We start from the raw sequence: 21,439 nt of genomic DNA on the forward strand, positions 1-21,439 counted from the left end.
GAGATCAGCGGAGGCCAAGAGACCGTGACGTCCGGAGACCCAAGCCGCGAAACTCTGCCAGATACCCTGGCGGTGATGACGCACCCCCTCGTGCGGGATGCGCGGCGCTCGGGCGGCTGGGTGCTGGCGGCGAACGCCGACCTGTCGCATATCGTCTGGGCGAGTGAAGCCGCCGCGACCCTGTTCGGCCTCGCGCCCGGTCCGCAGATGGATGGAAACGCCGAACTCGCGCAGAAAATCTCTGCTGCACTGCAAAATGACGTGAGCGTGCGTCTCCATGACGCTGAGTTCGGTGCCGGAACGGAAATCTCCACCCAGCGGATCGTCGTCGGTTCAGGCGGCCGCGAATGCGTACTCGTGATTTCGGCCTCCGGAGACGCTCCGGCTCGGAGCCGCGAAGCCCTTGTCGCGCTTTCCGAGATCGGAAATCAGCCGATTGCGATCTGGAGTTCGGAGCGATCCTGGTTTGATGCAGGGTTCGGTGCGACCGAACAGGTCTACCTGGAGGATCTGTATGATCTGAAGGATGGGGACGCCGATCTCGATCTGGCCTTTCTGCCGAACGGGAAGACGGCCGGCCTCGCGAAGATCAACCGGCGGCTCATAGCGGTTTGGCACAAGGATGACAGCCGGCTCCTGAGCTTCGATTTGGAACCGGCTGCAAAGGGCGACCAAGACACGGGCGCTGAAGGCCACGTGGACGAGACCGGACAAAGCATGGCCGGACACCACGATGGTACGGAAGCGGACTGGGCTTCGACAGAAGGCGGTTCCTTCACCCGCGAGATCGAGACCATCAAATCCGTCAGCGGATCGCTTCTGAGTGCAGCCGGTGCTGCGCTCGGCGGAGCTGCTCTCGGACGGCTGGCCGGCGCCGGGGAAAAGAATGAAGACAATGACGTCGACGACGCTCTTCATTCTCCGGCTGACGACACGCCTGAGAGCTCGCAGCCATCCGAGGAGATGGCCGGCGCGCTTCCCGTATCGTCCAGCGATGAAGCCATCGAAGAGAACGCCCGTGAGAACGCCGAGCCGACGGAAGCGCATCCCGACGAGGTGATCAGCCAGCACGCCGTCTCTTCGGAAACCGACGAACAGGAAAGCGGTACTCCGTCGATCCCGTCTTCCAACACGGAACAGCCATCAGGCGCGCCGGTGTCCATTTTGACCTTTATTGCCGGCGGGATCGGCGCTGCGGCGGCCTATCACTATTCTCAGAAGGAGCGAGAAGAGACGGCCGGCATCAGTGATGAAGCCGTTGTGCATCAGCCAAGCCCGGAGTCCGGCGATGCCGATCTCCCGGTCATTGCCGACGATGCCGAAGCTGAAGGCCGCGACGCGAAAGCATCGGAAGCAACGACGGAGCCTGCGGCAGCTGTGGTCGCAGGTGATGTCTCGACCGACGACACCGCGCCATACCAGCAGAGCCCCGGCTATCAGACCGAGCAGACCGCCGCGGAAATATCGAAGCGCCAGGACCCGGTCCGTTCGAACTGGTCGATGCCCGATGCGGCAACCCTTGCCGCTTCAACCAGTGTTTCCGGTTCTGAATTCGGTGCGAATGCCGAGAATGACGAGAAGGTCGAACCCACCGGCGACAAGGCGGCAGCCGAACCCGCTGCAATGGATAACTCCGCCGAGCCAATGTCAGAGCGCGCGGGCGACACGTCCGAAGCTCTGCCCGACGAAGGTGAGGGAGTGGTTTCCGAATTCGTCCCCGACTTCTCCGCCGATCCGACCCGCTTCGTCTGGCGCCTCGATCACGAGGGTCGCTTTCACGCCCTGTCGCAGGAATTCGCGGCGGTGGTCGGGCCGCGCGCGGCAGATGTGATCGGCATTTCCTTCGCCGATCTGAGCGAGGCTCTCGACCTCGATCCGCATAACGAGATCGCACCGCTTATTGACCGGCGCGAGACCTGGTCGGATCGCTCCGTGTTCTGGCCGGTCGAGTCGAGCGACAAGCGCGTACCGATCGACCTCGCCGCATTGCCGGTCTTTTCCCGTGACCGCAGCTTTGATGGTTTCCGTGGTTTTGGCGTCGCTCGACCCGCTGATGCGCAGGACGATCCCGAGGCCTGGGGCTGGCAGCTTGCGACCGGTGCGACCATGCACGAGATCGTCGCGGAGGCGGTGCGCAGCCGTCCGAGCGAGGAGCTCGATTTCGGCGTCGATGAAGACGCCGACCCATCGAGCGAAGAGATGACGTCCGAAACCGGCCGCAGTCTTGAAAATGACGACGATCACGTCGTCCAGCTCGCCGAGCGACGGATGCGCCGTGACGCGCCCCTCAGCGACGAGGAGGCAGCCGCCTTCCGCAAGATCGGGGTCGCGCTGTCGGGTGGTGAACGCAGTGCCGATCTCGACGAAGCGATCCAGATCGCCAAGCAGAAGATCGCGCTTTTCGGTGGCACTGCGCCGTCCCCTGCCGACATTCATCCGGACCCAGCAGACGCAGCGGGTTCGGCGCATCGAGACGAGGCCACTCAAAAAGGCCGGCCAAACAGATCCGTCGCGGCCGATCTTCAGGCCTATTACGGCCGGCTGCCGGTGCCGATCCTCGTCCAGAGCGGCGACCATACGGTCTTCACGAACGACGAGTTTGCCGATCTGACCGGCTACAGGGATGCGACCTCTCTGGCCGCTGCCGGCGGGCTCGATCATCTCTTCGAAGAAGGTGCGCGCAGCGAGTGCGTGCGCCTTCTCCGGGCGAACGGCAAGACGATCGATGTCAGGGCCCGCATGCAGCGCATCGCCATGGGCGGCAAGTCCTTCCTGGTGATTTCGTTCTTCGCGACGCCGCGCCTTACCGTCACCGATCTCGCCTCTGTTCCGGCGCCGGAGCCCGACGAAATAAGGGCCCCGGAAACGCCACAGGCCTACGACCCGCAGGATCGGTTCGCCGACCTGATAGCGAGTGTAGAAGCCGCGGGCGCGGCGGTTCTGGTGCTCGATCATGAAGGTCAGGTCGAGGCCGCCAATGATCTTGCCAGCGAATTGTTTGCCGCGACCACCGAGCTCGAAGCTGTCGAAAAGGACGCCGAAACCGGAGCGGAAGGGCGCGGTCAAGACGCGGCTCCGATTGGCCTGCTCTTCACGGAACTCTTCGAAGGCGAGAGCCGGTCTCGCGCCCGCGATCTCATCCGAGAGGCCTCGCTCGGGTTTCAGGAGGCGCGAGCCGGCGGTGATGTCGATCTGACGATACGTCTGAAGGATGGTGGGACGCTCGATCTGACAGCCGTTGCCGAACCGCTGGAGGCCGGCGGCTGGTGCGTCGTCATGCGCGATCTCAACGAGACCGCCGCAAAGGCGGCAAAACCGCGCGAGATCGACAACGATGCTGAGGCGGCCCGTCTTCGCGCCGAGGATGAGTCCTTGCGCAAGACGCAGTTCCTTGCATCCGTCAGCCATGAAATTCGCACGCCCATGACGGCGGTCCTCGGCTTTGCCGATGCGATCGAGAGCGAGGCCTTCGGGCCGATCGGCAATCCGCGCTATCTCGATTATATCGCCGATATCAAGCGATCGAGCCGCCATGTGCTCGACCTCGTGAACGATCTTCTGGAATTGTCGAAGGCCGAAGCTGGCCGGCTGGAGCTCAACTTCAGGACCGTCGCGCTCAATCAGGTTGCGGGCGAGGTCGTCTCGATGATGCAGCCGGTCGCGGGCAGCGCGCGCGTGGTCCTGCGCTCCAACCTGCCGCCATCGGTGCCGCCGGTCATCGCCGACGAACGCTCGCTGCGCCAGATCGTGACCAATCTCATCCAGAACGCGATCAATTCGACGCCGGGCGGCGGCCAGATCATCCTGTCGAGCCAGTATCGGGAGGATGGCAGCGTTACGCTGCGCTGCCGCGACAATGGTGTCGGAATGACCGAGAAGGAATTGGAGCTCGCCAAGCAGCCCTATGGGCGGGTGAAAGCCGAGGGCGGTATGGATCGGGTCGGTACCGGGCTGGGCCTACCGCTCGCCTATGCCATGGCCGAGGCGAACGGCGCCGCGATCTCGATCGAGTCAGTGCCGCAGCACGGAACCATGGTGGAACTACGCTTCACGCCAGATCGTGTGGTCACGGGCTGACGAGCGGCCTCGATCGATCGAAAGAGGTAGCCACCACGGATATCCAGGCACGACAAAGCCGCGAAGCGTCGTGAACGCTCCGCGGCTTTGTCGTTATAATCGACCGATCAGTCGGGCAGTCTGGACTCTGCCTTGCCGTGAGTCAGGTGCTCGCCGGCTTGCGGTAGATCCAGTAATGGGCGCCTTCTTCCTCGATATAGTCGGCATTCGGCAGGCAGCCGAGGCTTTCCAGCTTGCCGTCCTTCACGAAGCGGTCGGCGGTGCCGCGATAGTCGCAGCCCTCGAGATAGCTGTTGCGCGTGGAGACCACCATCACGCCGCCCTCGTTCAGATAGTCGGCGAGACGCAGGAGCGCGTCCGGTTCGACATGGCCGAGGGTGAGGACGCCGCAGCAGACCATGAGATCATAGCGCCGCTTGAGCGGGTTCTTGTGATCGACATTGAGATCGACATCGGCGGCGAGCTTGTCGTAGGCGCCGGTCTCGTCGGCGATTTCCGTCATCTCGGCCGACAGGTCGAAGCCGTCGACGTCCACGAAGCCGCGCTTCTTGAGCTCGATACCGGCGAGCCCCGTGCCGCAGCCCGCGTCGAGAACGCGGATATCGGCCAGTGGACGCTTGATGTAGCCGCGCGCGACAGTGGTTGCGACATCGGCGATGACGCCCGGCCCACCATAGCGCTCGGACGCAACGTCACTATCGTATTCGCGCGCCCAGTCGGCATAATATTCGCGCAGGGCCTCGGTGTCTCCATCGAGCTTGTGGGATGTCTTGATGCTTTCGACGCGTTGATCCAAAATGCCGTCTCCTGGAAATGTCCATTTGGGTTCTCCAGCGACATAGCACCCTAAAATTCAAATGAGAGCCTTGAAAATAAATTATCTTTCGACTATCCGATATGAATGCTTTTTTGAGTACGAAATCAAGAATCCTTTTTTAAAATAATGTTCTCGTGATCACCGTTTATTAGTTTTTGAGACGCGAATGTTTTCTATCTTTTATTTACTAGGTTTTGAAGTATAGAGTGTAAGAAAATCTATTGTTCGTAATCAACGCATATCAGCGGGTTCAACTTGCGAGTGCCGCGTCCCCATGCCGATTTTCGGTTGCTTTTTGCGCTGTCGTCGGTTCCCAACCGGTCGCACGGTCGGGGTGAGCGAAGCCGCATTGAGTCGTTATGGTTCTTTAAGGGCAACTTGCTTCCCCTTGACCCAGGCCGCGTTGAAAGATCGCTGTGGCCGTCGAGCGTGACAAGAAGATACGCGTCTGTGTTCCCGGCTATCATCCTCTATTCGCTAAAGTTTCGCCAGAAAGTTAGAACAGTTCAAGTTTAGAACTGTTCTAAACCGTTGTTTTTGCTGAATTTTTCTGGCCGGAGTGCTTGCAAGGCGCGCTTTGGTCAGGCAAATCCGTCCAAAGGAATACGCTTCCGGCGCCGGGCTCCCGCCCGCGCGCACGACGTGTTCCATCATGCCCGCACCCAATCGTAGTTTGACCGCAAGGACATGACGACCCCATGAGATTCAACACATCCATCGGCGCCGCCGCACTGACTGCCGCCAGCATCGCCGCCCTTGCCCCGAGCGCCGCTTCTGCCGCCGACGTCAACATTTACACGTCGCGCCAGCCGGAGCTGATCCAGCCGGTGCTCGACGCCTTTACCGAAGAGACCGGTCTGACGACCGCGACGATCTTCATCGACAAGGGGCTCGAACAGCGCATTTCCGCCGAGGGCGCGAACTCACCGGCCGACCTCATCATGACCGTCGATATCGGCAATCTCGATGCCGCCAAGCAGGCCGGGGTCACCCAGGCCGTCACCGGCGAAGAGATCAACGAGAACATTCCGGCCGAATTTCAGGACGCCGATCACCAGTGGTTCGGCCTGACCGCCCGCGGCCGTGTCGTCTACGCCTCGAAGGAGCGCGTCGAGACCGACGAGATTTCTTACCAGGATCTGGCCTCGGAGGAATGGCGCGGCCGCCTCTGCACCCGCTCGGGCCAGCATCAGTACAATGTCGCGCTGATCGCCGCCTATATCGAGCATTACGGCGAGGATGCCGCCCGCGAATGGGTCGCCGGTCTGCGCGACAATCTTGCCCGCCGGCCCGAAGGTAACGACCGTGGTCAGGCCAAGGCGATCTTCGCAGGCGAATGCGATATCGCGCTCGGCAACACCTATTATGTCGGCAAGATGATCACCAACGAGGAAGAGCCCGAGCAGAAGGAATGGGCTGATGCCATCAAGGTCATCATGCCGACCTTCGACAACGGCCTCACCCATGCCAATATTTCGGGTGTCGCGCTCGCCAAGAACGCGCCGAACCGCGACAACGCCGTTCAGCTGATGAATTTCCTGTCCTCGGACGAGGCACAGAAGATCTATGCGGACGACAATTACGAATATCCGCTGGAGCCGGGCATCCAGGCCTCGGAGCTCGTGCAGGGCTTCGGCGAGTTCAAGAAGGACGACATCTCGCTGTCCGATATCGCCTCGCATCGTGACGAAGCCTCGCGCATCGTCGACGAGGTCGCCTATGACTCCGGTCCGCAGAGCTGATATCAGCCAGCCTCCGTTACCTGGCGCCTCGCTCGGATTTCCGGGCGGGGCGTTTTCCATGTCTGGCCCCTCGTTCCAACCCCAGCACCGCTGATCGATGTCCGCAATTGCCCCGTTCTTGAAACCGGACCTCAGAATCCGTCGTCGCCTGAGACGCGGAACGGGAACGCGCTGGCTTGTGACCGCGGGCATAGTCGCGCTTCTTACCGTATTGCCGGTTTTTGCCCTTGTCGTTATCGCACTCTCGTCGGGCGCGAGCGACAACTGGAGCCATCTTCTTTCGACGGTCCTTCCCGAGGCGACCCGCGTCACGATCCTTCTGATGATCGGCGTTGCGCTCGTCACAGGCACTGTCGGCGTCGTCACCGCATGGCTGACGGCGAGCTTCGATTTTCCCGGACGCCGCTTCTTCTGCTGGGCACTCGTCCTGCCGCTCGCGGTTCCGACCTATATCGCCGCTTATTGCGTGACGGAGTTCTTCCATTTCGCCGGGCCCGTCCAGACCGCGATCCGGGACATCTTCGGCTTCACCTCCAGCCGTGACTACTGGTTTCCAGACGTGCGCTCGCTCTGGGGCGCGGTGCTGATCCTGTCGAGCGTCCTTTATCCCTACGTCTTCCTCACGGTGCGGATCGTCTTCCTGATGCAGGGACGCAAGGCGGCCGATGTCGCGCGCACCCTCGGCGCGGGGCCGGGCGGAGCCTTCCTCAAGGTTCTCCTGCCGATGGCGCGGCCGGCGATCGCCGTCGGCGTGGCGCTCGCGCTGATGGAAACGGTGAACGATATCGGCGCGGTGGAATTCCTCGGCGTGAGAACGCTGACCTTCTCGGTCTATTCCACATGGCTCAACCGGGGTGATCTCGCAGGCGCCGCCCAGCTCGCGCTCGCAATGCTTATCGTCATCGTGGGGCTCGTCATCCTGGAACGTGCGGCTCGGCGCGACCAGCGCTACAGCCTTGCGCGCGGCGACAACGCGGCTGTCGGTCGCCTGACCCTCGGCGGTTGGGCATCCGGGCTCGCGGTCGTCGCCTGTACGCTGCCGATCGCCTTCGGCTTCGGCATCCCGGCCTATATTCTGGGCGATTACGCCTCCCGCCGGCTCGATCAGTTTGCCGATCCCGCGCTCTGGTCGGCGCTCGAAAACACGGTGATCGTCGCGGGTTCAGCCGGTCTCCTCACCGTCGTCGCCGCCTTCATGATGGCCTATGGAGTCCGGCTCACCCGCTCGCGGCGCCTTCTCGGTCTCGTGCGGCTCGGCTCGCTCGGCTACGCCGTGCCGGGCACGGTGCTGGCGATCGGCGTCCTCATTCCGCTTGCGGCCTTCGACAATGCGCTCGACGCCTATCTGCGCGCGAATTTCGGCATCTCGACCGGCCTGCTGCTCTCCGGCTCGGGCGCGGCGATCGTCTATGCCTGTTTCGTGCGGTTCATGGCGATGGGCTACGGCGCGATGGAGTCGGGCTTCGCGAAGCTCTCGCCGCATCTCGATCATGCCGCGCGCACTCTTGGCCATGGACCCGGCAACACCTTGCGGCAGGTCCTCCTGCCGCTGATGACGCCGGCGCTTCTCACTGGCTTCATGCTGGTTTTCGTGGATTCGGTGAAGGAGCTGTCGGCGACGATCCTGCTCCGGCCGTTCGACTTCGAGACGCTCGCAACCTTCGTCTATGCCAGCGCCTCGCGTTCGGCCTTCGAGGATGCCTCGATCGCAGCTCTTCTGATCGTTATCACCGGTATCCTCCCGGTCATCGCGTTGACGCGCACGATCCTCAAACAGGCATCCTGATCCCGGTTTGGTGGCCGGTCCACTCAGCAGTCGCTGCAGGGAATATCCGTGGAAAGCCGGGGCACGACCGCGAACTGTCGGTCGATATCGAGGCTGGAAGCGATCACGCTATGCAGCAGCGGGGACTCGTGCGTGTAGCGCGTGTCCACGATGATGAGGAACTTGCTCGGATTGTCCTTCAGTTCATCCGGCAGCTGATAATCCGAATCCTTGGCCAGTCCTCCGCCGCCGTCCTTTTTCGACCAGGCCACCGTGCCCTTGCCGTTCTCGTCGATCGCGATGCCGGAAATCGTCACCTCGAACTTGGTATAGTCGAGCGGATACATGATGGCCTTCGAGACCGTGAAGATCTTGTTCAGTTCGGACGACGAAACCGAGCGTGTGCGCGAGACGAGATCGCCAATGGTCTCGGCGGCGGTGTTCGCCTTGGTTGCTCCCTCATAGATCTTGGAGCCTTCGAACATGCCGAGATAGATCAGGACGAAGAGCGGCAGGACCATTACGAATTCGACGGCGGCTACGCCTGTGTTGTCGCGCCGTAGGCTGGCAAGCGCGGATCGAAAGCGTGGCAGGATCGGGCGGGTCATCAGAAGGGCTCGTTTCTGAATGCGGCAACCGAGGAGATGATGAGCTTGCCGTCGTCATCACCCGAAATGCCGTGGAGGATCGAGGTCAGCCATTCCCATTTGTAGTAGACCCGAAGAACACTGATCTCCTCGCTGTCGCCGAGGTTGTACCCGAACTTGTCCGGGTCGTAGGTGAGGTCGATGTCGGAAAAGGTGTCGAAGGTCTGGAGGTCGATCTCGAGCTTGTCGCAGGCAAGGTAGAAAGAGACCTTGTCACAGACGAGAGTGCGAAACTCTTCTTTGTCCGGCGCATCCTCGCCCTTGCTCTGCAACTGACCGGTCAGGATCTGTCGCGCGACGCCCTGAACCCCGTTCTCGAGCACGATACCGGCGGCGAAGACGATCGCCGTCTCCAGGATCGCGAAGACCAGTGTAAAGAACGGCAACGCGCACAGCATGAATTCGATTGCTGCGACACCCTCTTGGTCGTCGCGCAAGCGTTTGAACAGGCTGCCGATCGTTCGGACGTTCTTTCGATGACAAGCGGTCTCTTGCATGGACCTCTCCGTGGATTCAGCCCGTTTATGGCCGAAAGGCCTCAATGAGCGGTGAATCCCCCTGCCGCAAAGGCCGCGTCTTGAATTCGTCGTTACCGGAGAATGAATGCCGCGCCCTTTGTCGGGCTTCTTTACCAGCACCATCATTGCTATCTGCAAAAAGGAGAACGGGGCGGCGGAACAGGCGATCAGATTCCGATGAGCATGGCTGAACGAGCGGACGGAGCTTTGGAGCTTCAGCCCCATCAGGGGCAGACCGTCGGCGTCGGGCTCAACGCTGTCGTGATCGCCTTCGACGATGCCGGTCCGCGCGTGCTTCTGGCCAATTCCGGAGAGGACGGAGCCTCGGCGCTTCCTGCCGGTCCGCTCGAAGCCGAACACCGCACCCTCGAAACCGGCGTCCGAAGCTGGGTGGAGCGCCAGACCGGCCAGCCGCTCGGTTTTGTCGAACAGCTCTATACCTTCGGTGACAAGAGCCGGCCCGGCACACGACGCTTCGTCTCGATCGCCTATCTGGCGCTCGTGCGTGGTGCGGCCGAGGAGCGCCGCGCCGCCGGTTGGGCCGATCTCTATGCCCACTTTCCTTATGAGGACTGGCGCGAAGGCGCACCGGGATCGATCGCCCTCCTGCGCGAGGACCTTCAAGAGTGGGCGGAAGCTGCCGGCCCGGGATTGAAACGCGGCCGTCTCGCTCGCATCGCCTCGGCGTTCGGCGACGATGGCGATCGTTGGAACGAGGAGCGTGTGCTCGAGCGCTACGAGCTCCTTTATGAGGCGGCCCTCGTCGCCGAGGCCGGACGCGACCGGGGCTGCGAAGTGCGGGCGAAGGGCGATACCGGCGCGCCGCTCGCCCTTGACCACCGCCGCATGCTGGCGACGGCGATCGGGAGGCTGCGCGCGAAGATCAAGTATCGTCCTGTGCTCTTCGAGCTGATGCCCGACGAGTTCACCCTGTTCGATCTCCAGCGCATCGCCGAAGCGCTCTCAGGCGTGCGACTTCACAAGCCGAATTTCCGCCGCCTGATGGAGAGCCAGGGCCTGATCGAGGAGACCGGCCGGCTTTCGACCCAGACCGGCGGGCGTCCTGCCAAACTCTTCCGCTATCGTCCCGAAATCACGATGGAACGTCCCGCCAAAGACGCCTGAAGCCAAGGGCTCGAATCGGCGATGAGGCGGGTGTCGAGGCAGCACCTCGTGCGCTTTCCAGCCTTTCGGCTTGCATTCCGGTACTTATGCTCATATGTAGCATAAGCCGGCTCGGGAAGGGCCGAATGGTAACCCGCGTCCCAAGGCTCCGGTCCGGTCGCGGATGGAGGTGACCCGCGATGACCGAACTCGTTCTCGAACGACCGACTGCCAGAACGACGGATGCGCTCTACGACAAGGTGAGCCGCTTCATTCCACGGCCCGAATGGTCGACTATGGAAGACGATGTTCAGGCGATCCTGGATCTAAAGCGCGAGAAAAACGCCGTCATCCTGGCGCACAACTATCAGACGCCGGAAATCTTCCACACGGTCTCCGACATCGTCGGCGACTCGCTGGCGCTCGCCCGCGAGGCGGTGACGACCGATGCCGACGTCATTGTCATGGCCGGCGTCCACTTCATGGCCGAGACGGCGAAGCTCCTCAATCCGGAGAAGACGGTGCTCATCCCGGACATGCGCGCCGGCTGTTCGCTCGCCGATTCGATCACGGCCGAGGACATCGCGCTCCTTCGCCAGAAATATCCGGGCGTTCCTGTGGTCACCTATGTGAACACCTCGGCCGAGGTGAAGGCGGCCTCCGATATCTGCTGCACGAGCGGAAACGCCCATGCCGTCATCCGCTCGCTCGGCGTGCCGCGCGTCCTGATGCTGCCCGACGAATATCTCGCCCAGAACGTCCAGCGCGATATTCCGGAGGTCGAGATTCTAACCTGGGCCGGCCATTGCGAGGTGCATGAGCAGTTCACCCCGCAGGATATCCGCGACATGCGCGAGGCCTATCCGGGCGTGACGATCCTCGCCCATCCGGAATGCCCGCCGGAGGTGGTTGCCGAGGCCGATTATGCCGGCTCGACGGCGAACATGTCGGATTTCGTGGCCGAGAAGAAGCCGGCCCGCGTCGCGCTCATCACCGAATGCTCGATGAGTGACAATGTGGCGGCAGCGAACCCTCAGACCGAATTCGTCAAACCGTGCAATCTCTGCCCGCACATGAAGCGGATCACGCTCAAGAACATCCGTTCGGCGCTGGAGAACATGGAGCACGAGGTCATCGTGCCGCAGCATCTGATGGCCCCGGCGCGCCGGGCCGTCGAACGGATGCTCGAAGTTCGGAACTGAGCCATAGGCTCTCCGGCGGCGCTCGATCCCGCGCCGCCATCCCTTCCTTGTCCAGCCTCGAGGAGGCAAGCGACATGACCTTTCATCACATCCCCAACCACTTCGACGGCGTGGCGCCGAAGCGCGAAACGCCGGCCCTCGTCATCGGTGCGGGCGTCGCCGGCCTCACCACGGCGCTGAAGCTTGCCGAGCACGGTCCCGTCACCCTCGTCACCGCAGCGCCGCTCGGCCTTGAAGCCGCGACCGACTGGGCACAGGGCGGCATCGCCGCTGCGTTTGGCGAAGACGACGGACCCGAGGCTCATGCCCGCGATACAATAGCCGCCGGTGCCGGCCTCACCGCTCCCGAAATCGCGCTTCTCGTTGCGACCGAGATCTGCGATGCCGTGCGCTGGCTGGACCGCCTGGGCGTGCCCTTCGACCGGAATGGTGAAGGTCACCTCGCGCTCGGGCTGGAAGCTGCCCATTCGGCCCGCCGCATCGTCAAGGCGGGCGGTGACGGAACGGGCCATGCGGTTCTGAAGACGCTGGTCGAGACGGCGAAAGCCGAGCCGCAGATCACGATCCTCGAACGCGTCGTAGCGACCTCTCTCCTTATGGATGGCGAAGGACGCGTGTCAGGCGCGCTCTGCCGCGCGATCGATGGCGATGCCTTTGGCATTGCAGCCAAGGCGACCGTGCTTGCGACCGGCGGGCTGGGCGCACTCTTTGCCCAGACGACGAACCCCTCGGGGGCCACCGGCTCGGGCCTCGCGCTCGCGGGCCGCGCCGGCGCGGTGCTGCGCGACATGGAATTCGTGCAGTTCCATCCGACTGCGATCGACATCGCCGCCATGCCCGACGCGCCGCTGCCGCTTGCAACCGAGGCCCTGCGCGGGGAGGGGGCGATCCTCCTCAATGGCAAAGGCGAACGCTTCATGGCAGATGTGCCCGGTCGCGAGCTCGCTCCGCGCGACGTGGTCGCCCGCGCGATCTTCGCCGAGCGCGCAAGGGGCGAGACCGTCACGCTCGACGCCACCCATCTCGGCGTTTCGATCGCTAAGCGCTTTCCGACCGTCACCGCGCTCTGCCGCGCCAACGGCACCGATCCGGCGGTCCAGCCGATCCCGGTCGCGCCCGCCGCGCACTATCACATGGGCGGGATCGAGACGGATGCCCTCGGGCGCTCCTCCGTGCCGGGCCTCTGGGCAGCTGGCGAATGCGCCTCGACGGGCCTGCACGGCGCAAACCGGCTCGCCTCCAATTCGCTCGCCGAGGCGCTGGTCTTCGGCGCGCGGATCGCTGCCGATATCGCGGGCTTCCGGCGCAAGGCACTGCCGCACCGGCTGTCGCTCGCAGGTAGGCCCCTGCGTTCGCCGAAGGAGCGCGAGGCGAGCGACGCGCTCTTTGAAGTCCGCGCGATCATGGCCCGCGATGTGGGCGTCTCGCGAGATGCCGAAGGGCTCGACCGCGCGATCGAGGATCTGACCCCGCTTGCGGCGCAAGGCTTCGCGACCGCGGAGATCGGTCTTGCCATCGCAAGGGCCGCAAAGGCGCGCGAGGAGAGCCGGGGCGGCCATTTCCGCACCGACCACCCAGAGGAAGGCCCAGCGGTTCACAGCCGCACGCGCCTCGGCGATGCCGTATCCCACGGTGATCCGCATCCGGCCGCCTATCCGGCAGAGGTCCGCCTACCCGAACTCGCACGCTGAGCACATTTTTTCGGAAGAGACTTCAATCCCATGTCAGCATCGTATTCCGCCGCCATGACCGGCCCCTCGCGCTTTCTGATCGAGCCGATCCTCCGCGCGGTGCTCCACGAAGACCTCGGCCGGCGCGGCGATGTCACCTCGGAGGCCGTCATCCCGGCTGATGCCCGCATGCGCGGACAGATTGCAGCCCGCAAGCCCGGCACGCTCGCCGGTATCGAGGCCGCTCGCCTTGCCTTCGAACTGGTCGATCCGTCTATCAGCGTCGAATTCGTCTCGGCGGATGGCGCCTCCTTCGAGCCGGGCGATGCCGTCCTGCGCATGGAGGGGCCAGCCCGCTCGATCCTCACGGCCGAGCGCGTCGCCCTCAATCTCCTCTGCCATCTGTCCGGCATCGCGACGGCGACCGCCGATCTCGTGACGGTCGCCAAGGCCCACGGCAAGGCCGATATCGTCTGCACGCGCAAGACGACGCCGGGCCTGCGCGCTCTCGAAAAGCACGCCGTGAAAGCCGGTGGCGGCGGCAATCACCGCTTCGGCCTCGACGACGCGATCCTCATCAAGGACAACCACATCGCCGTCGCGGGCTCTGTCTCCGAGGCGATGAAGCGCGCGAAAGTCTACGCCGGCCACCTGCTGATGATTGAGATCGAGGTCGACACGCTCGAACAGCTCGAAGAGGCGATGGCGCATAAGCCGGGAGCGGTCCTTCTCGACAATATGAGCCCCGAAACGCTGCGCGATGCCGTGCGGATCGTCGACGGCCGCGCGATCACCGAAGCCTCGGGCGGCATGACCCGCGAAACCGTCGGCCCGGTCTCGGCTGCCGGCGTCGACCTCATCTCGGTCGGCTGGCTCACCCATTCCGCCCCGATCGTCGATCTCGGGCTTGATGAAATCGGGTGATGTGCACCCACTTGCGGTAAAACCTGCCGGCGATCGACCTCTCGCGCTTGACGTGCCGGTATGTCGCGCTTATAGCACGACCTGAACGAAAGGCTGGGGCGCAATCTGCGCGGTCCAGCCTTTTAGTGTCTTAAACGTCAACCGACTGAACAAGAAGACGGCCCGGCCGGCCTGCCTCGGCAGGATCAGGCATGAGAGCCGATCAGACGAACGGAGATAAAATGTTCGCAGTCATCAAAACCGGGGGCAAGCAGTATCGCGTTGCCGCCGATGATCAGTTCACCATCGAGCGTATTCCGGGCGAAGCCGGCGACAAGGTGGAACTGGCTGAAGTCCTCATGGTCGGCTCCAAGATCGGAACGCCGTTCGTGGACGGTGCCAAGGTCACCCTGGAAATCGTCGAGCAGACGCGTGGCAAGAAGGTCATATCCTTCAAGAAGCGCCGTCGCCAGAATTCCAAGCGTACCCGTGGCCATCGCCAGGACCTGACCAAGGTTCGCGTCGCCGACATCGCAGGCGCGTAACCGGAAATTTCGTCGAGGCGATCCAAAAACGGGTCGCCTGAACTGATCAAACGCATAGTCTGGGCTGAACACGAGCCCATCGGCCTCGCAAGCGAGGCAAGGAGAGTTCGAAATGGCACATAAGAAAGCTGGCGGTTCCTCGCGCAACGGACGCGACTCAGAATCGAAGCGCCTTGGCGTGAAGAAGTTCGGCGACGAGCAGGTCATTGCCGGCAACATCCTCGTGCGTCAGCGCGGTACGCGATGGCACCCGGGTGTGAACGTGGGAATGGGCAAGGACCATACGCTTTTTGCAAAGGCGGATGGCAAGGTCGTCTTCCAGAAGAAGGCGAACAAACGAACCTACATCTCGATTCTCCCGGCGGCCGCCGCCGCTGAATGACCGGTGTTCTCCTGAACGCCGGCGTCCCACCGACCCGGCGTTTCTAGGAAGCCCGCCAAAGGCGAATTCCGACAGAAAACGAAAGGGGAGATGGGCCGCCATCTCCCCTGATTTCGTTTCTGCTGGAGGCCAAGATGAGAGACGAACTGACATGCGCAGGCGATGACGACGAAGAATTAAGAACCCGGCGGCTCGTCCTGCGTACGCCCTCGATGGTGGATGCACCGGCGATCGCGCGGCATCTGTCGGATTACGACGTCGTTGCGATGCTCTCGCGGGTCCCATGGCCCTACGAGATGGAAGATGCCAAAGACTTCCTCCGCGAGATTGCGAGCCGTCCGGAGAACGCGATCTTCGCCATAACCCTGCGCGAGAGCGGCGAGCTCATCGGGATCGGCGGCCTGCACCGGGCGCAGAATGGTCGCGCCGAACTCGGCTACTGGCTGGGACAGGACTACTGGGGCGCTGGATACGGCACGGAGGCCGTGCAGAAGCTGATCGATCACGGCTTCGAGGTCCTGAAGCTCGATCGGATCGACGTCTCCTGCCGGGTGGTCAACGATGCCTCACGGCAGCTTATCCGCAAGTGCGGCTTCGCCTTTGTCGGACCGGGCATGATCGATTCTCTCGCCTCGGGCCGGGTCGCCAGTGAGCATTATATGCTCGACAAGAGCTCATGGCGCTCGATCCGGATGTGGGGACGTTGAAGATATGAAGGCTGTCGAGCTTCTCGTTCTGGCGGGCGTCGCGATGATTATCGCGGCATCGGCCCCGTCGGTCGAGGGCGCGAGAGCCGCATCCGATGACAGGAAGCATTCGCCTCTCTCCTTTTTCGACGGAAAGTCGTCGTCGAAGGGGACGGTCACCACGCTGTTCGTCTCGACCGAGGCCTTCACGGCCCGCTTCGATGGCAAATACAGCGAAGGGGAGCTGAAACTCGACGAGCGGTTCACCTTTTCGGATGGAGAGGCCCTGCAGCGCTGGGATCTCTTCGCACACCGCGACGGCTCGATATCCGGCACGGTGACGACGGGCATCGCAGACGGGACAATGACGGAGCCGAGGCCGGTCTCCGGCGAATACGACCGGCAGCGCCTCGTCCTCGACTATGACGGCTTCGCGCCCAACGGTTCTGACACGCTGTTCCACTTTCATCACGTCATGCAGCGCGAGCAAAATGGCACGATGACAAACGACGTGACGGTTTCGAAATACTATCTGCCGCTCGCAAGTTCGGACGTCACCTTCTATAAGCCGGGTCGCTGAGCGCGTCCGAACAGACCACCACACCGAAGGACTGAAGAGCCGCCATGAAATTTCTCGACCAAGCCAAAGTCTACGTCCGCTCGGGCGATGGCGGGGCGGGATCCGTCTCGTTCCGGCGCGAAGCGCATGTTGAATTCGGCGGACCGGACGGCGGCGATGGCGGCCGCGGCGGCGATGTCTGGGTGGAGGCCGTCGAAGGCCTCAACACCCTCATCGACTATCGCTACCAGCAGCATTTTAAGGCCGAGACCGGCGTCCACGGCATGGGCCGCAACCGGCACGGACGCAACGGTGAAGACATCACGCTGAAAGTGCCGGCGGGCACCCAGGTCTTTGCCGAGGACAACGAGACACTGATCTGCGACCTCGAAAAGGTCGGCGAGAGGAAGAAGATTGCTGCCGGCGGCAATGGCGGTTTCGGCAATGATCGCTTCAAATCTTCCGTCAATCAGGCCCCGCGCCACGCCAATCCCGGCCAACCCGGCCAGGACCTGACGATCTGGCTGCGGCTGAAGCTGATTGCCGATGCCGGTCTCGTTGGCCTGCCCAATGCAGGCAAGTCGACCTTCCTCTCGACGGTGACCCGCGCGCGGCCGAAGATCGCCGACTATCCCTTCACCACGCTCCATCCCGGCCTCGGCGTCGCCAAGATCGATGCGACCGAATTCGTCATCGCGGATATTCCTGGCCTCATCGAAGGCGCCCATCGCGGCGTCGGGATCGGCGACCGTTTCCTCGGCCATGTGGAGCGTACCAGCGTGCTTCTGCATCTCGTCTCCGGCAACGAGGAGGACGTCGCTCTCGCCTACCGCACCGTGCGCGGCGAGCTCGAAGCCTACGGCCACGGCCTGACGGACAAACCCGAAGTCCTCTGCCTCAGCCAGGTCGACACGCTCGACGAGGAGGCCCGCACCGAAAAGCTCGCAGCCCTCAAGGAAGCCTCCGGCAAGACGGCGCTTCAGCTCTCGGCCGTCAGCCGCGAGGGACTGACCGAAGTGCTCCGCCGGCTCGCCGCCGAGATCGCCGCTGACCGACAGGCTCCCGAGGAAGAACCCGACGAATGGCGGCCCGACCTTGCCTATGGGGACCCCGACCGATGACTTTTCCGCTGTCCAAATACAAGCGGATCACCATCAAGATCGGCTCCGCGCTGCTCGTCGATCGCGGTCGCGGCCTGCGCCGGGTCTGGCTGGAATCCCTTTGCGAGGACATCGCACGCCTTGCCGAACGTGGGCATGAAATCCTCGTCGTTTCCTCCGGCGCTATCGCCATGGGCCGCACGCTTCTGAAGATCGCGCCCGGCCCCCTGAAGCTTGAGGAGAGCCAGGCGGCGGCTGCCGTCGGCCAGATCGCGCTGTCGCGCACCTATTCGGAAATGCTCGCCCGGCACAATTTTGAGGCCGGCCAGATCCTCCTCACCTTCAACGATACCGAGCATCGCCGTTCCTATCTCAACGCCCGCGCGACCATCGGCACGCTGCTCTCCATGCGCGCGATCCCGGTGATCAACGAGAACGATACCGTCGCGACAGGCGAGATCCGCTATGGCGACAACGATCGCCTCGCCGCCCGCGTCGCGACCATGATGGACGCCGATCTCCTGATCCTCCTCTCCGATGTGGACGGCCTCTACACGGCGCCGCCGGCCAACGACCCAAACGCTCGCCATATTCCGGTCGTGGATCGGGTCACACCGGAGATCGACGCCATGGCGGGTTCCGCCGGCTCGGAGCTCTCACGCGGCGGCATGAAGACCAAGATCGACGCCGCCCGCATCGCGACCGCCTCGGGCACCGACATGGTGATCACCCTCGGCAAACGGCTCTATCCCCTGTCGGCGATCGAGGACGGCGAGCGGCTCACCCATTTCAAGGCGAACGGCAATCCGCAGACCGCGCGAAAGCGCTGGATCGCCGGGCACCTGTCCACCAATGGCTCGGTCACGATCGATGCCGGTGCACTGAGAGCTGTCCGCTCCGGCAAGAGCCTTTTGCCCGCCGGCATCGTCAAGGTCACCGGCACCTTTCGCAGGGGCGATGCCGTCGCCATTCTCGACCAGAAGGGAAGGGCGGTTGCCTGCGGTCTGATCGCCTATGATTCCGAGGATGCGCACAAGATCGCGGGCCTTCGCTCCGACGCCATCGAGGACGCGCTCGGCCATGAGGGGCGCGGCGCGATGATCCATCGTGACGATCTGGCGATCACGGGAGCAGAGGGTGCCACGAACACGGAACTGGAAGAGGCCCGGTAATGGACGTCTTCCGGGCCAGCGAACGGCTGATGGGCATGGACGATGCCGCTTGGGCCCGGCACGCGAACCCGCTCAGCGTCTGGAGCCGTGTCGCAATTCTGCCGGCGCTCGCGCTCGCCGTCTGGTCGCGGGAATGGATCGGCTGGTGGGCGCTTATCCCGGTGGCGCTGGTCATCGCCTTCATCTTCGTCAATCCTCGCCTCTTCCCGCCGCCCGCCTCGACGGACAACTGGGCATCGAAAGGCACTTTCGGCGAGCGGGTCTTCATCGCCCGCCGCAAGCACGCGATTCCGGCCCATCACGAGAGGATGGGGCTGGTTCTTTCGGCCGTCAGCGGGCTTTTCGCGGCCGTCCTCGTCTATGGCCTCGTCGTCCTCGATGCCTGCGCCACCGTCATCGGCATGCTCGGAACCGTCGCCGCCAAGCTCTGGTTCGTCGACCGCATGGTCTGGCTCTACGAGGACATGAGGGATACCATGCCGGCCTACCGAAACTGGCTTCGATAACCGAATAGTTTTGAACGACAATGCGCCCCGAACGACGAGAAGGCGCGAGAACCAACGGACCGGATACCATGCTCGACACCGTCAAACGTGAGGCTCAGGACGCCTCGATCACCGATCTGATGCACGACATGGGCGTGCGCGCCCGCGCAGCCGCCCGCGTGCTCGCGACCGCCTCGACGGAGCAGAAGAACACCGCGCTCCAGAAGATGGCGGATGCGCTGGTCGGCTCGCTCGGCACCATTCTCGCCGAAAACGAGATCGATGTCGCGCGGGCTCAGGAAAAGGGCTCGCCGGCCTCCTTCATCGACCGGCTGACGCTGAATGCCGCCCGGGTCATCGCCATGTCCGAGGGCCTGCGCTCGATCGCCGAACTCCCCGATCCCGTCGGCGACGTCATGGCGTCCTGGACCCGGCCGAACGGCCTCGACATCAGCCGCGTGCGCACGCCGCTTGGCGTCGTCGGCGTGATCTACGAGAGTCGGCCCAATGTCACGGCCGATGCCGGCGCGCTCTGCCTCAAATCCGGCAATGCCGTCATTCTGCGCGGCGGCTCGGACTCGGCGCATTCTTCCGCCGCGATCCATGCAGCGCTCCGCGCCGGGCTGATCGAGGCGGGCCTTCCCGAGCACGCGATCCAGATCGTGCCCTCGACGGACCGCGCTGCTGTCGGCGAGATGCTGGCCGGCCTTTCCGGCAATATCGACGTCATCGTGCCGCGCGGCGGCAAGAGCCTCGTCGCCCGCGTCCAGTCCGAGGCGCGCGTGCCGGTCTTCGCCCATCTCGAAGGCCTCTGCCATGTCTATATCGATGGCTCCGCTGACCGCGACATGGCGGTGAACGTGGCGGTCAATTCCAAGATGCGCCGCACCGGCATCTGCGGCGCGGCCGAGACGCTGCTTGTCGATCGCAAGGCGAAGGACACGCTCCTTGCTCCCGTGCTCGATGCGCTGGCCGAGAAGGGCTGCGAAATTCGCGGCACCGACGAAGTTTGCGCGATCTACAAGGGAGCAAACGCGTCTTCGGAAGAGGATTTCGCGACCGAATACCTCGACTCGATCATCTCCGTTGCGCTCGTCGACGGGGTCGAGGATGCGGTCGAGTTCATAGAGGCCCATTCCTCCCACCACACCGAGGCGATCATCGCCGAGGACGAGGCGGCGGTCGAGACCTTCATGAACGGCATTGACTCCGCGATCCTCCTCCACAACGCATCGACCCAATTCGCCGATGGCGGCGAGTTCGGAATGGGCGCCGAGATCGGAATCGCGACCGGCAAGATGCACGCGCGCGGGCCCGTCGGCCTCGAACAGCTGACCAGCTTCAACTACCGCGTTCGCGGCTCCGGGCAGACAAGGCTCTGAGCACCATCACAGGCGCTTCGACCAGCGATCCATTGGGCGGCTTTAGCGGCCTGATGCCCTACGACCTGAAGATCCCCATGGCTGGCCGCGGGCAGGCGATCGGCCTTTACGGCGGCTCGTTTAACCCGCCGCACGAGGGGCATCTTCTGGTCGCCGAGCGGGCAATCAAGCGGCTTTCGCTGGATGCCGTCTGGTGGCTGGTCACGCCCGGCAATCCGCTGAAGGATCATGGCGAGCTCGAGCCGCTCGCCGCTCGTCTCGATGCCGTGCGCAATCTCGCGCTCGGGCCTCGCCACCGGGCGACCGCCTTCGAGGCGGCCTATCATGTGCGCTATACGGCCGACACGATCCGCATAGCCCGTGAGCGCGCGCCGCATATCAACTTCGTCTGGATCATGGGCGCCGACAGCCTGACGAGCTTTCACCGCTGGCAGGACTGGCAGACGATAGCAGAGACGGTTCCAATCGCCGTCATCGACCGTCCGGGCGACACGCTCTCCACGCTCTCCTCCAAATTCGCGATCCGCTACGAACGCTTCCGCGTGCCCGAGCACGAAGCCGGCACACTCGCCTTCCGTCCAGCACCGGCCTGGACGTTCCTGCACGGGACGCGAACCGCGATGTCATCCACGGCACTGCGGGGCAAGGTCTGACGCCCAGCTCGCCTATTTGAAATCGAGACT

General features: G+C 63.6%; 19 protein-coding genes. 16 read left to right on the forward strand and 3 right to left on the reverse strand.

The genetic code is table 11. The features are described 5' to 3' along the window. Positions 1-24 precede the first annotated feature (24 nt). Positions 25-4,077: a sensor histidine kinase gene (locus ABRA89_RS01420; RefSeq protein ID WP_349939662.1), complete on the forward strand. Its 4,053-nt coding sequence runs from the start codon at positions 25-27 to the stop codon at positions 4,075-4,077. Between the two features lie 142 nt (positions 4,078-4,219). On the opposite strand, the gene ABRA89_RS01425 is transcribed toward ABRA89_RS01420, so the two are convergent. Continuing rightward, positions 4,220-4,873, reverse strand: a complete 654-nt coding sequence (locus ABRA89_RS01425) for a class I SAM-dependent DNA methyltransferase (protein WP_349939663.1) — start codon at positions 4,871-4,873, stop codon at positions 4,220-4,222. A 719-nt stretch (positions 4,874-5,592) separates the two neighbouring features. Between ABRA89_RS01425 and ABRA89_RS01430 the strand changes: the two genes are divergently transcribed. Continuing rightward, the gene (locus ABRA89_RS01430; protein WP_349939664.1) at positions 5,593-6,636 is read left to right on the forward strand and encodes a Fe(3+) ABC transporter substrate-binding protein; all 1,044 of its coding nucleotides are present in this window, start codon (positions 5,593-5,595) and stop codon (positions 6,634-6,636) included. Positions 6,637-6,733: 97 nt separating this feature from the next. Continuing rightward, complete coding sequence (locus ABRA89_RS01435; RefSeq protein WP_463671231.1) at positions 6,734-8,422, forward strand: ABC transporter permease; 1,689 nt, start codon at positions 6,734-6,736, stop codon at positions 8,420-8,422. Between the two features lie 23 nt (positions 8,423-8,445). Here ABRA89_RS01435 and ABRA89_RS01440 read toward each other — a convergent pair whose 3' ends face one another. Together ABRA89_RS01440 and ABRA89_RS01445 are read right to left on the reverse strand one after the other, a co-directional pair. Further along, positions 8,446-9,009, reverse strand: coding sequence for a TadE/TadG family type IV pilus assembly protein (locus tag ABRA89_RS01440; RefSeq protein ID WP_349939666.1), 564 nt, complete (start codon positions 9,007-9,009; stop codon positions 8,446-8,448). Continuing rightward, entirely contained in the window at positions 9,009-9,545 is a 537-nt protein-coding gene (locus ABRA89_RS01445) for a TadE/TadG family type IV pilus assembly protein (RefSeq protein WP_349939667.1), read from the reverse strand. Before ABRA89_RS01445 ends, ABRA89_RS01440 begins: the two co-directional genes overlap by 1 nt. Before the next feature lie 204 nt (positions 9,546-9,749). Between ABRA89_RS01445 and ABRA89_RS01450 the strand changes: the two genes are divergently transcribed. The 13 genes from ABRA89_RS01450 (at position 9,750) to ABRA89_RS01510 (ending at position 21,409) form a co-directional block, all read left to right on the forward strand. Further along, entirely contained in the window at positions 9,750-10,691 is a 942-nt protein-coding gene (locus ABRA89_RS01450) for an NUDIX hydrolase (RefSeq protein WP_349939668.1), read from the forward strand. A 179-nt stretch (positions 10,692-10,870) separates the two neighbouring features. After that, positions 10,871-11,872: a quinolinate synthase NadA gene (gene nadA, locus ABRA89_RS01455; RefSeq protein WP_349939669.1), complete on the forward strand. Its 1,002-nt coding sequence runs from the start codon at positions 10,871-10,873 to the stop codon at positions 11,870-11,872. A 74-nt stretch (positions 11,873-11,946) separates the two neighbouring features. Further along, positions 11,947-13,563, forward strand: coding sequence for an L-aspartate oxidase (locus ABRA89_RS01460; protein WP_349939670.1), 1,617 nt, complete (start codon positions 11,947-11,949; stop codon positions 13,561-13,563). Positions 13,564-13,593: 30 nt separating this feature from the next. Further along, positions 13,594-14,466 carry a carboxylating nicotinate-nucleotide diphosphorylase gene (gene nadC / locus ABRA89_RS01465; protein WP_349939671.1) on the forward strand — a complete coding sequence of 291 codons (873 nt, stop codon included), beginning with the start codon at positions 13,594-13,596 and terminating at the stop codon, positions 14,464-14,466. A gap of 221 nt (positions 14,467-14,687) precedes the next feature. Then, a complete protein-coding gene (rplU, locus tag ABRA89_RS01470) occupies positions 14,688-14,990 on the forward strand; it encodes a 50S ribosomal protein L21 (protein WP_349939672.1) in 303 nt (100 codons plus the stop codon). Between the two features lie 112 nt (positions 14,991-15,102). Continuing rightward, on the forward strand, positions 15,103-15,372 hold the full coding sequence (rpmA, locus tag ABRA89_RS01475; RefSeq protein WP_349939673.1) for a 50S ribosomal protein L27: 270 nt from the start codon (positions 15,103-15,105) through the stop codon (positions 15,370-15,372). Positions 15,373-15,506: 134 nt separating this feature from the next. Next, on the forward strand, positions 15,507-16,079 hold the full coding sequence (locus tag ABRA89_RS01480) for a GNAT family N-acetyltransferase (RefSeq protein WP_349939674.1): 573 nt from the start codon (positions 15,507-15,509) through the stop codon (positions 16,077-16,079). Positions 16,080-16,083: 4 nt separating this feature from the next. Further along, on the forward strand, positions 16,084-16,638 hold the full coding sequence (locus ABRA89_RS01485; protein WP_349939675.1) for a DUF3833 family protein: 555 nt from the start codon (positions 16,084-16,086) through the stop codon (positions 16,636-16,638). A gap of 44 nt (positions 16,639-16,682) precedes the next feature. After that, complete coding sequence (gene obgE / locus ABRA89_RS01490; RefSeq protein WP_349939676.1) at positions 16,683-17,738, forward strand: GTPase ObgE; 1,056 nt, start codon at positions 16,683-16,685, stop codon at positions 17,736-17,738. Beyond that, entirely contained in the window at positions 17,735-18,889 is a 1,155-nt protein-coding gene (gene proB / locus ABRA89_RS01495; protein WP_349939677.1) for a glutamate 5-kinase, read from the forward strand. Before obgE ends, proB begins: the two co-directional genes overlap by 4 nt. Next, complete coding sequence (locus tag ABRA89_RS01500) at positions 18,889-19,395, forward strand: DUF6653 family protein (RefSeq protein ID WP_349939678.1); 507 nt, start codon at positions 18,889-18,891, stop codon at positions 19,393-19,395. Before proB ends, ABRA89_RS01500 begins: the two co-directional genes overlap by 1 nt. Before the next feature lie 68 nt (positions 19,396-19,463). Continuing rightward, positions 19,464-20,756 carry a glutamate-5-semialdehyde dehydrogenase gene (locus ABRA89_RS01505; RefSeq protein WP_349939679.1) on the forward strand — a complete coding sequence of 431 codons (1,293 nt, stop codon included), beginning with the start codon at positions 19,464-19,466 and terminating at the stop codon, positions 20,754-20,756. Positions 20,757-20,809: 53 nt separating this feature from the next. Then, positions 20,810-21,409, forward strand: a complete 600-nt coding sequence (locus tag ABRA89_RS01510) for a nicotinate-nucleotide adenylyltransferase (protein ID WP_349939680.1) — start codon at positions 20,810-20,812, stop codon at positions 21,407-21,409. Positions 21,410-21,439: the final 30 nt, after the last annotated feature.

The sequence above is a fragment of the Fulvimarina thalattae genome (assembly GCF_040239565.1).
Classification (GTDB): Bacteria; Pseudomonadota; Alphaproteobacteria; order Rhizobiales; family Rhizobiaceae; genus Fulvimarina.

Coding starts and splice junctions, on each gene's coding strand:
- ABRA89_RS01485 (WP_349939675.1), top strand. CDS start 16,084: ATGAAGGCTGTCGAGCTTCTCGTTCTGGCGGGCGTCGCGATGATTATC.
- obgE (WP_349939676.1), top strand. CDS start 16,683: ATGAAATTTCTCGACCAAGCCAAAGTCTACGTCCGCTCGGGCGATGGC.
- ABRA89_RS01430 (WP_349939664.1), top strand. CDS start 5,593: ATGAGATTCAACACATCCATCGGCGCCGCCGCACTGACTGCCGCCAGC.
- proB (WP_349939677.1), top strand. CDS start 17,735: ATGACTTTTCCGCTGTCCAAATACAAGCGGATCACCATCAAGATCGGC.
- ABRA89_RS01500 (WP_349939678.1), top strand. CDS start 18,889: ATGGACGTCTTCCGGGCCAGCGAACGGCTGATGGGCATGGACGATGCC.
- ABRA89_RS01445 (WP_349939667.1), bottom strand. CDS start 9,545: ATGCAAGAGACCGCTTGTCATCGAAAGAACGTCCGAACGATCGGCAGC.
- ABRA89_RS01505 (WP_349939679.1), top strand. CDS start 19,464: ATGCTCGACACCGTCAAACGTGAGGCTCAGGACGCCTCGATCACCGAT.
- nadA (WP_349939669.1), top strand. CDS start 10,871: ATGACCGAACTCGTTCTCGAACGACCGACTGCCAGAACGACGGATGCG.
- rpmA (WP_349939673.1), top strand. CDS start 15,103: ATGGCACATAAGAAAGCTGGCGGTTCCTCGCGCAACGGACGCGACTCA.
- ABRA89_RS01440 (WP_349939666.1), bottom strand. CDS start 9,009: ATGACCCGCCCGATCCTGCCACGCTTTCGATCCGCGCTTGCCAGCCTA.
- ABRA89_RS01460 (WP_349939670.1), top strand. CDS start 11,947: ATGACCTTTCATCACATCCCCAACCACTTCGACGGCGTGGCGCCGAAG.
- ABRA89_RS01510 (WP_349939680.1), top strand. CDS start 20,810: ATGCCCTACGACCTGAAGATCCCCATGGCTGGCCGCGGGCAGGCGATC.
- ABRA89_RS01435 (WP_463671231.1), top strand. CDS start 6,734: ATGTCCGCAATTGCCCCGTTCTTGAAACCGGACCTCAGAATCCGTCGT.
- ABRA89_RS01480 (WP_349939674.1), top strand. CDS start 15,507: ATGAGAGACGAACTGACATGCGCAGGCGATGACGACGAAGAATTAAGA.
- ABRA89_RS01450 (WP_349939668.1), top strand. CDS start 9,750: ATGGCTGAACGAGCGGACGGAGCTTTGGAGCTTCAGCCCCATCAGGGG.
- rplU (WP_349939672.1), top strand. CDS start 14,688: ATGTTCGCAGTCATCAAAACCGGGGGCAAGCAGTATCGCGTTGCCGCC.
- nadC (WP_349939671.1), top strand. CDS start 13,594: ATGTCAGCATCGTATTCCGCCGCCATGACCGGCCCCTCGCGCTTTCTG.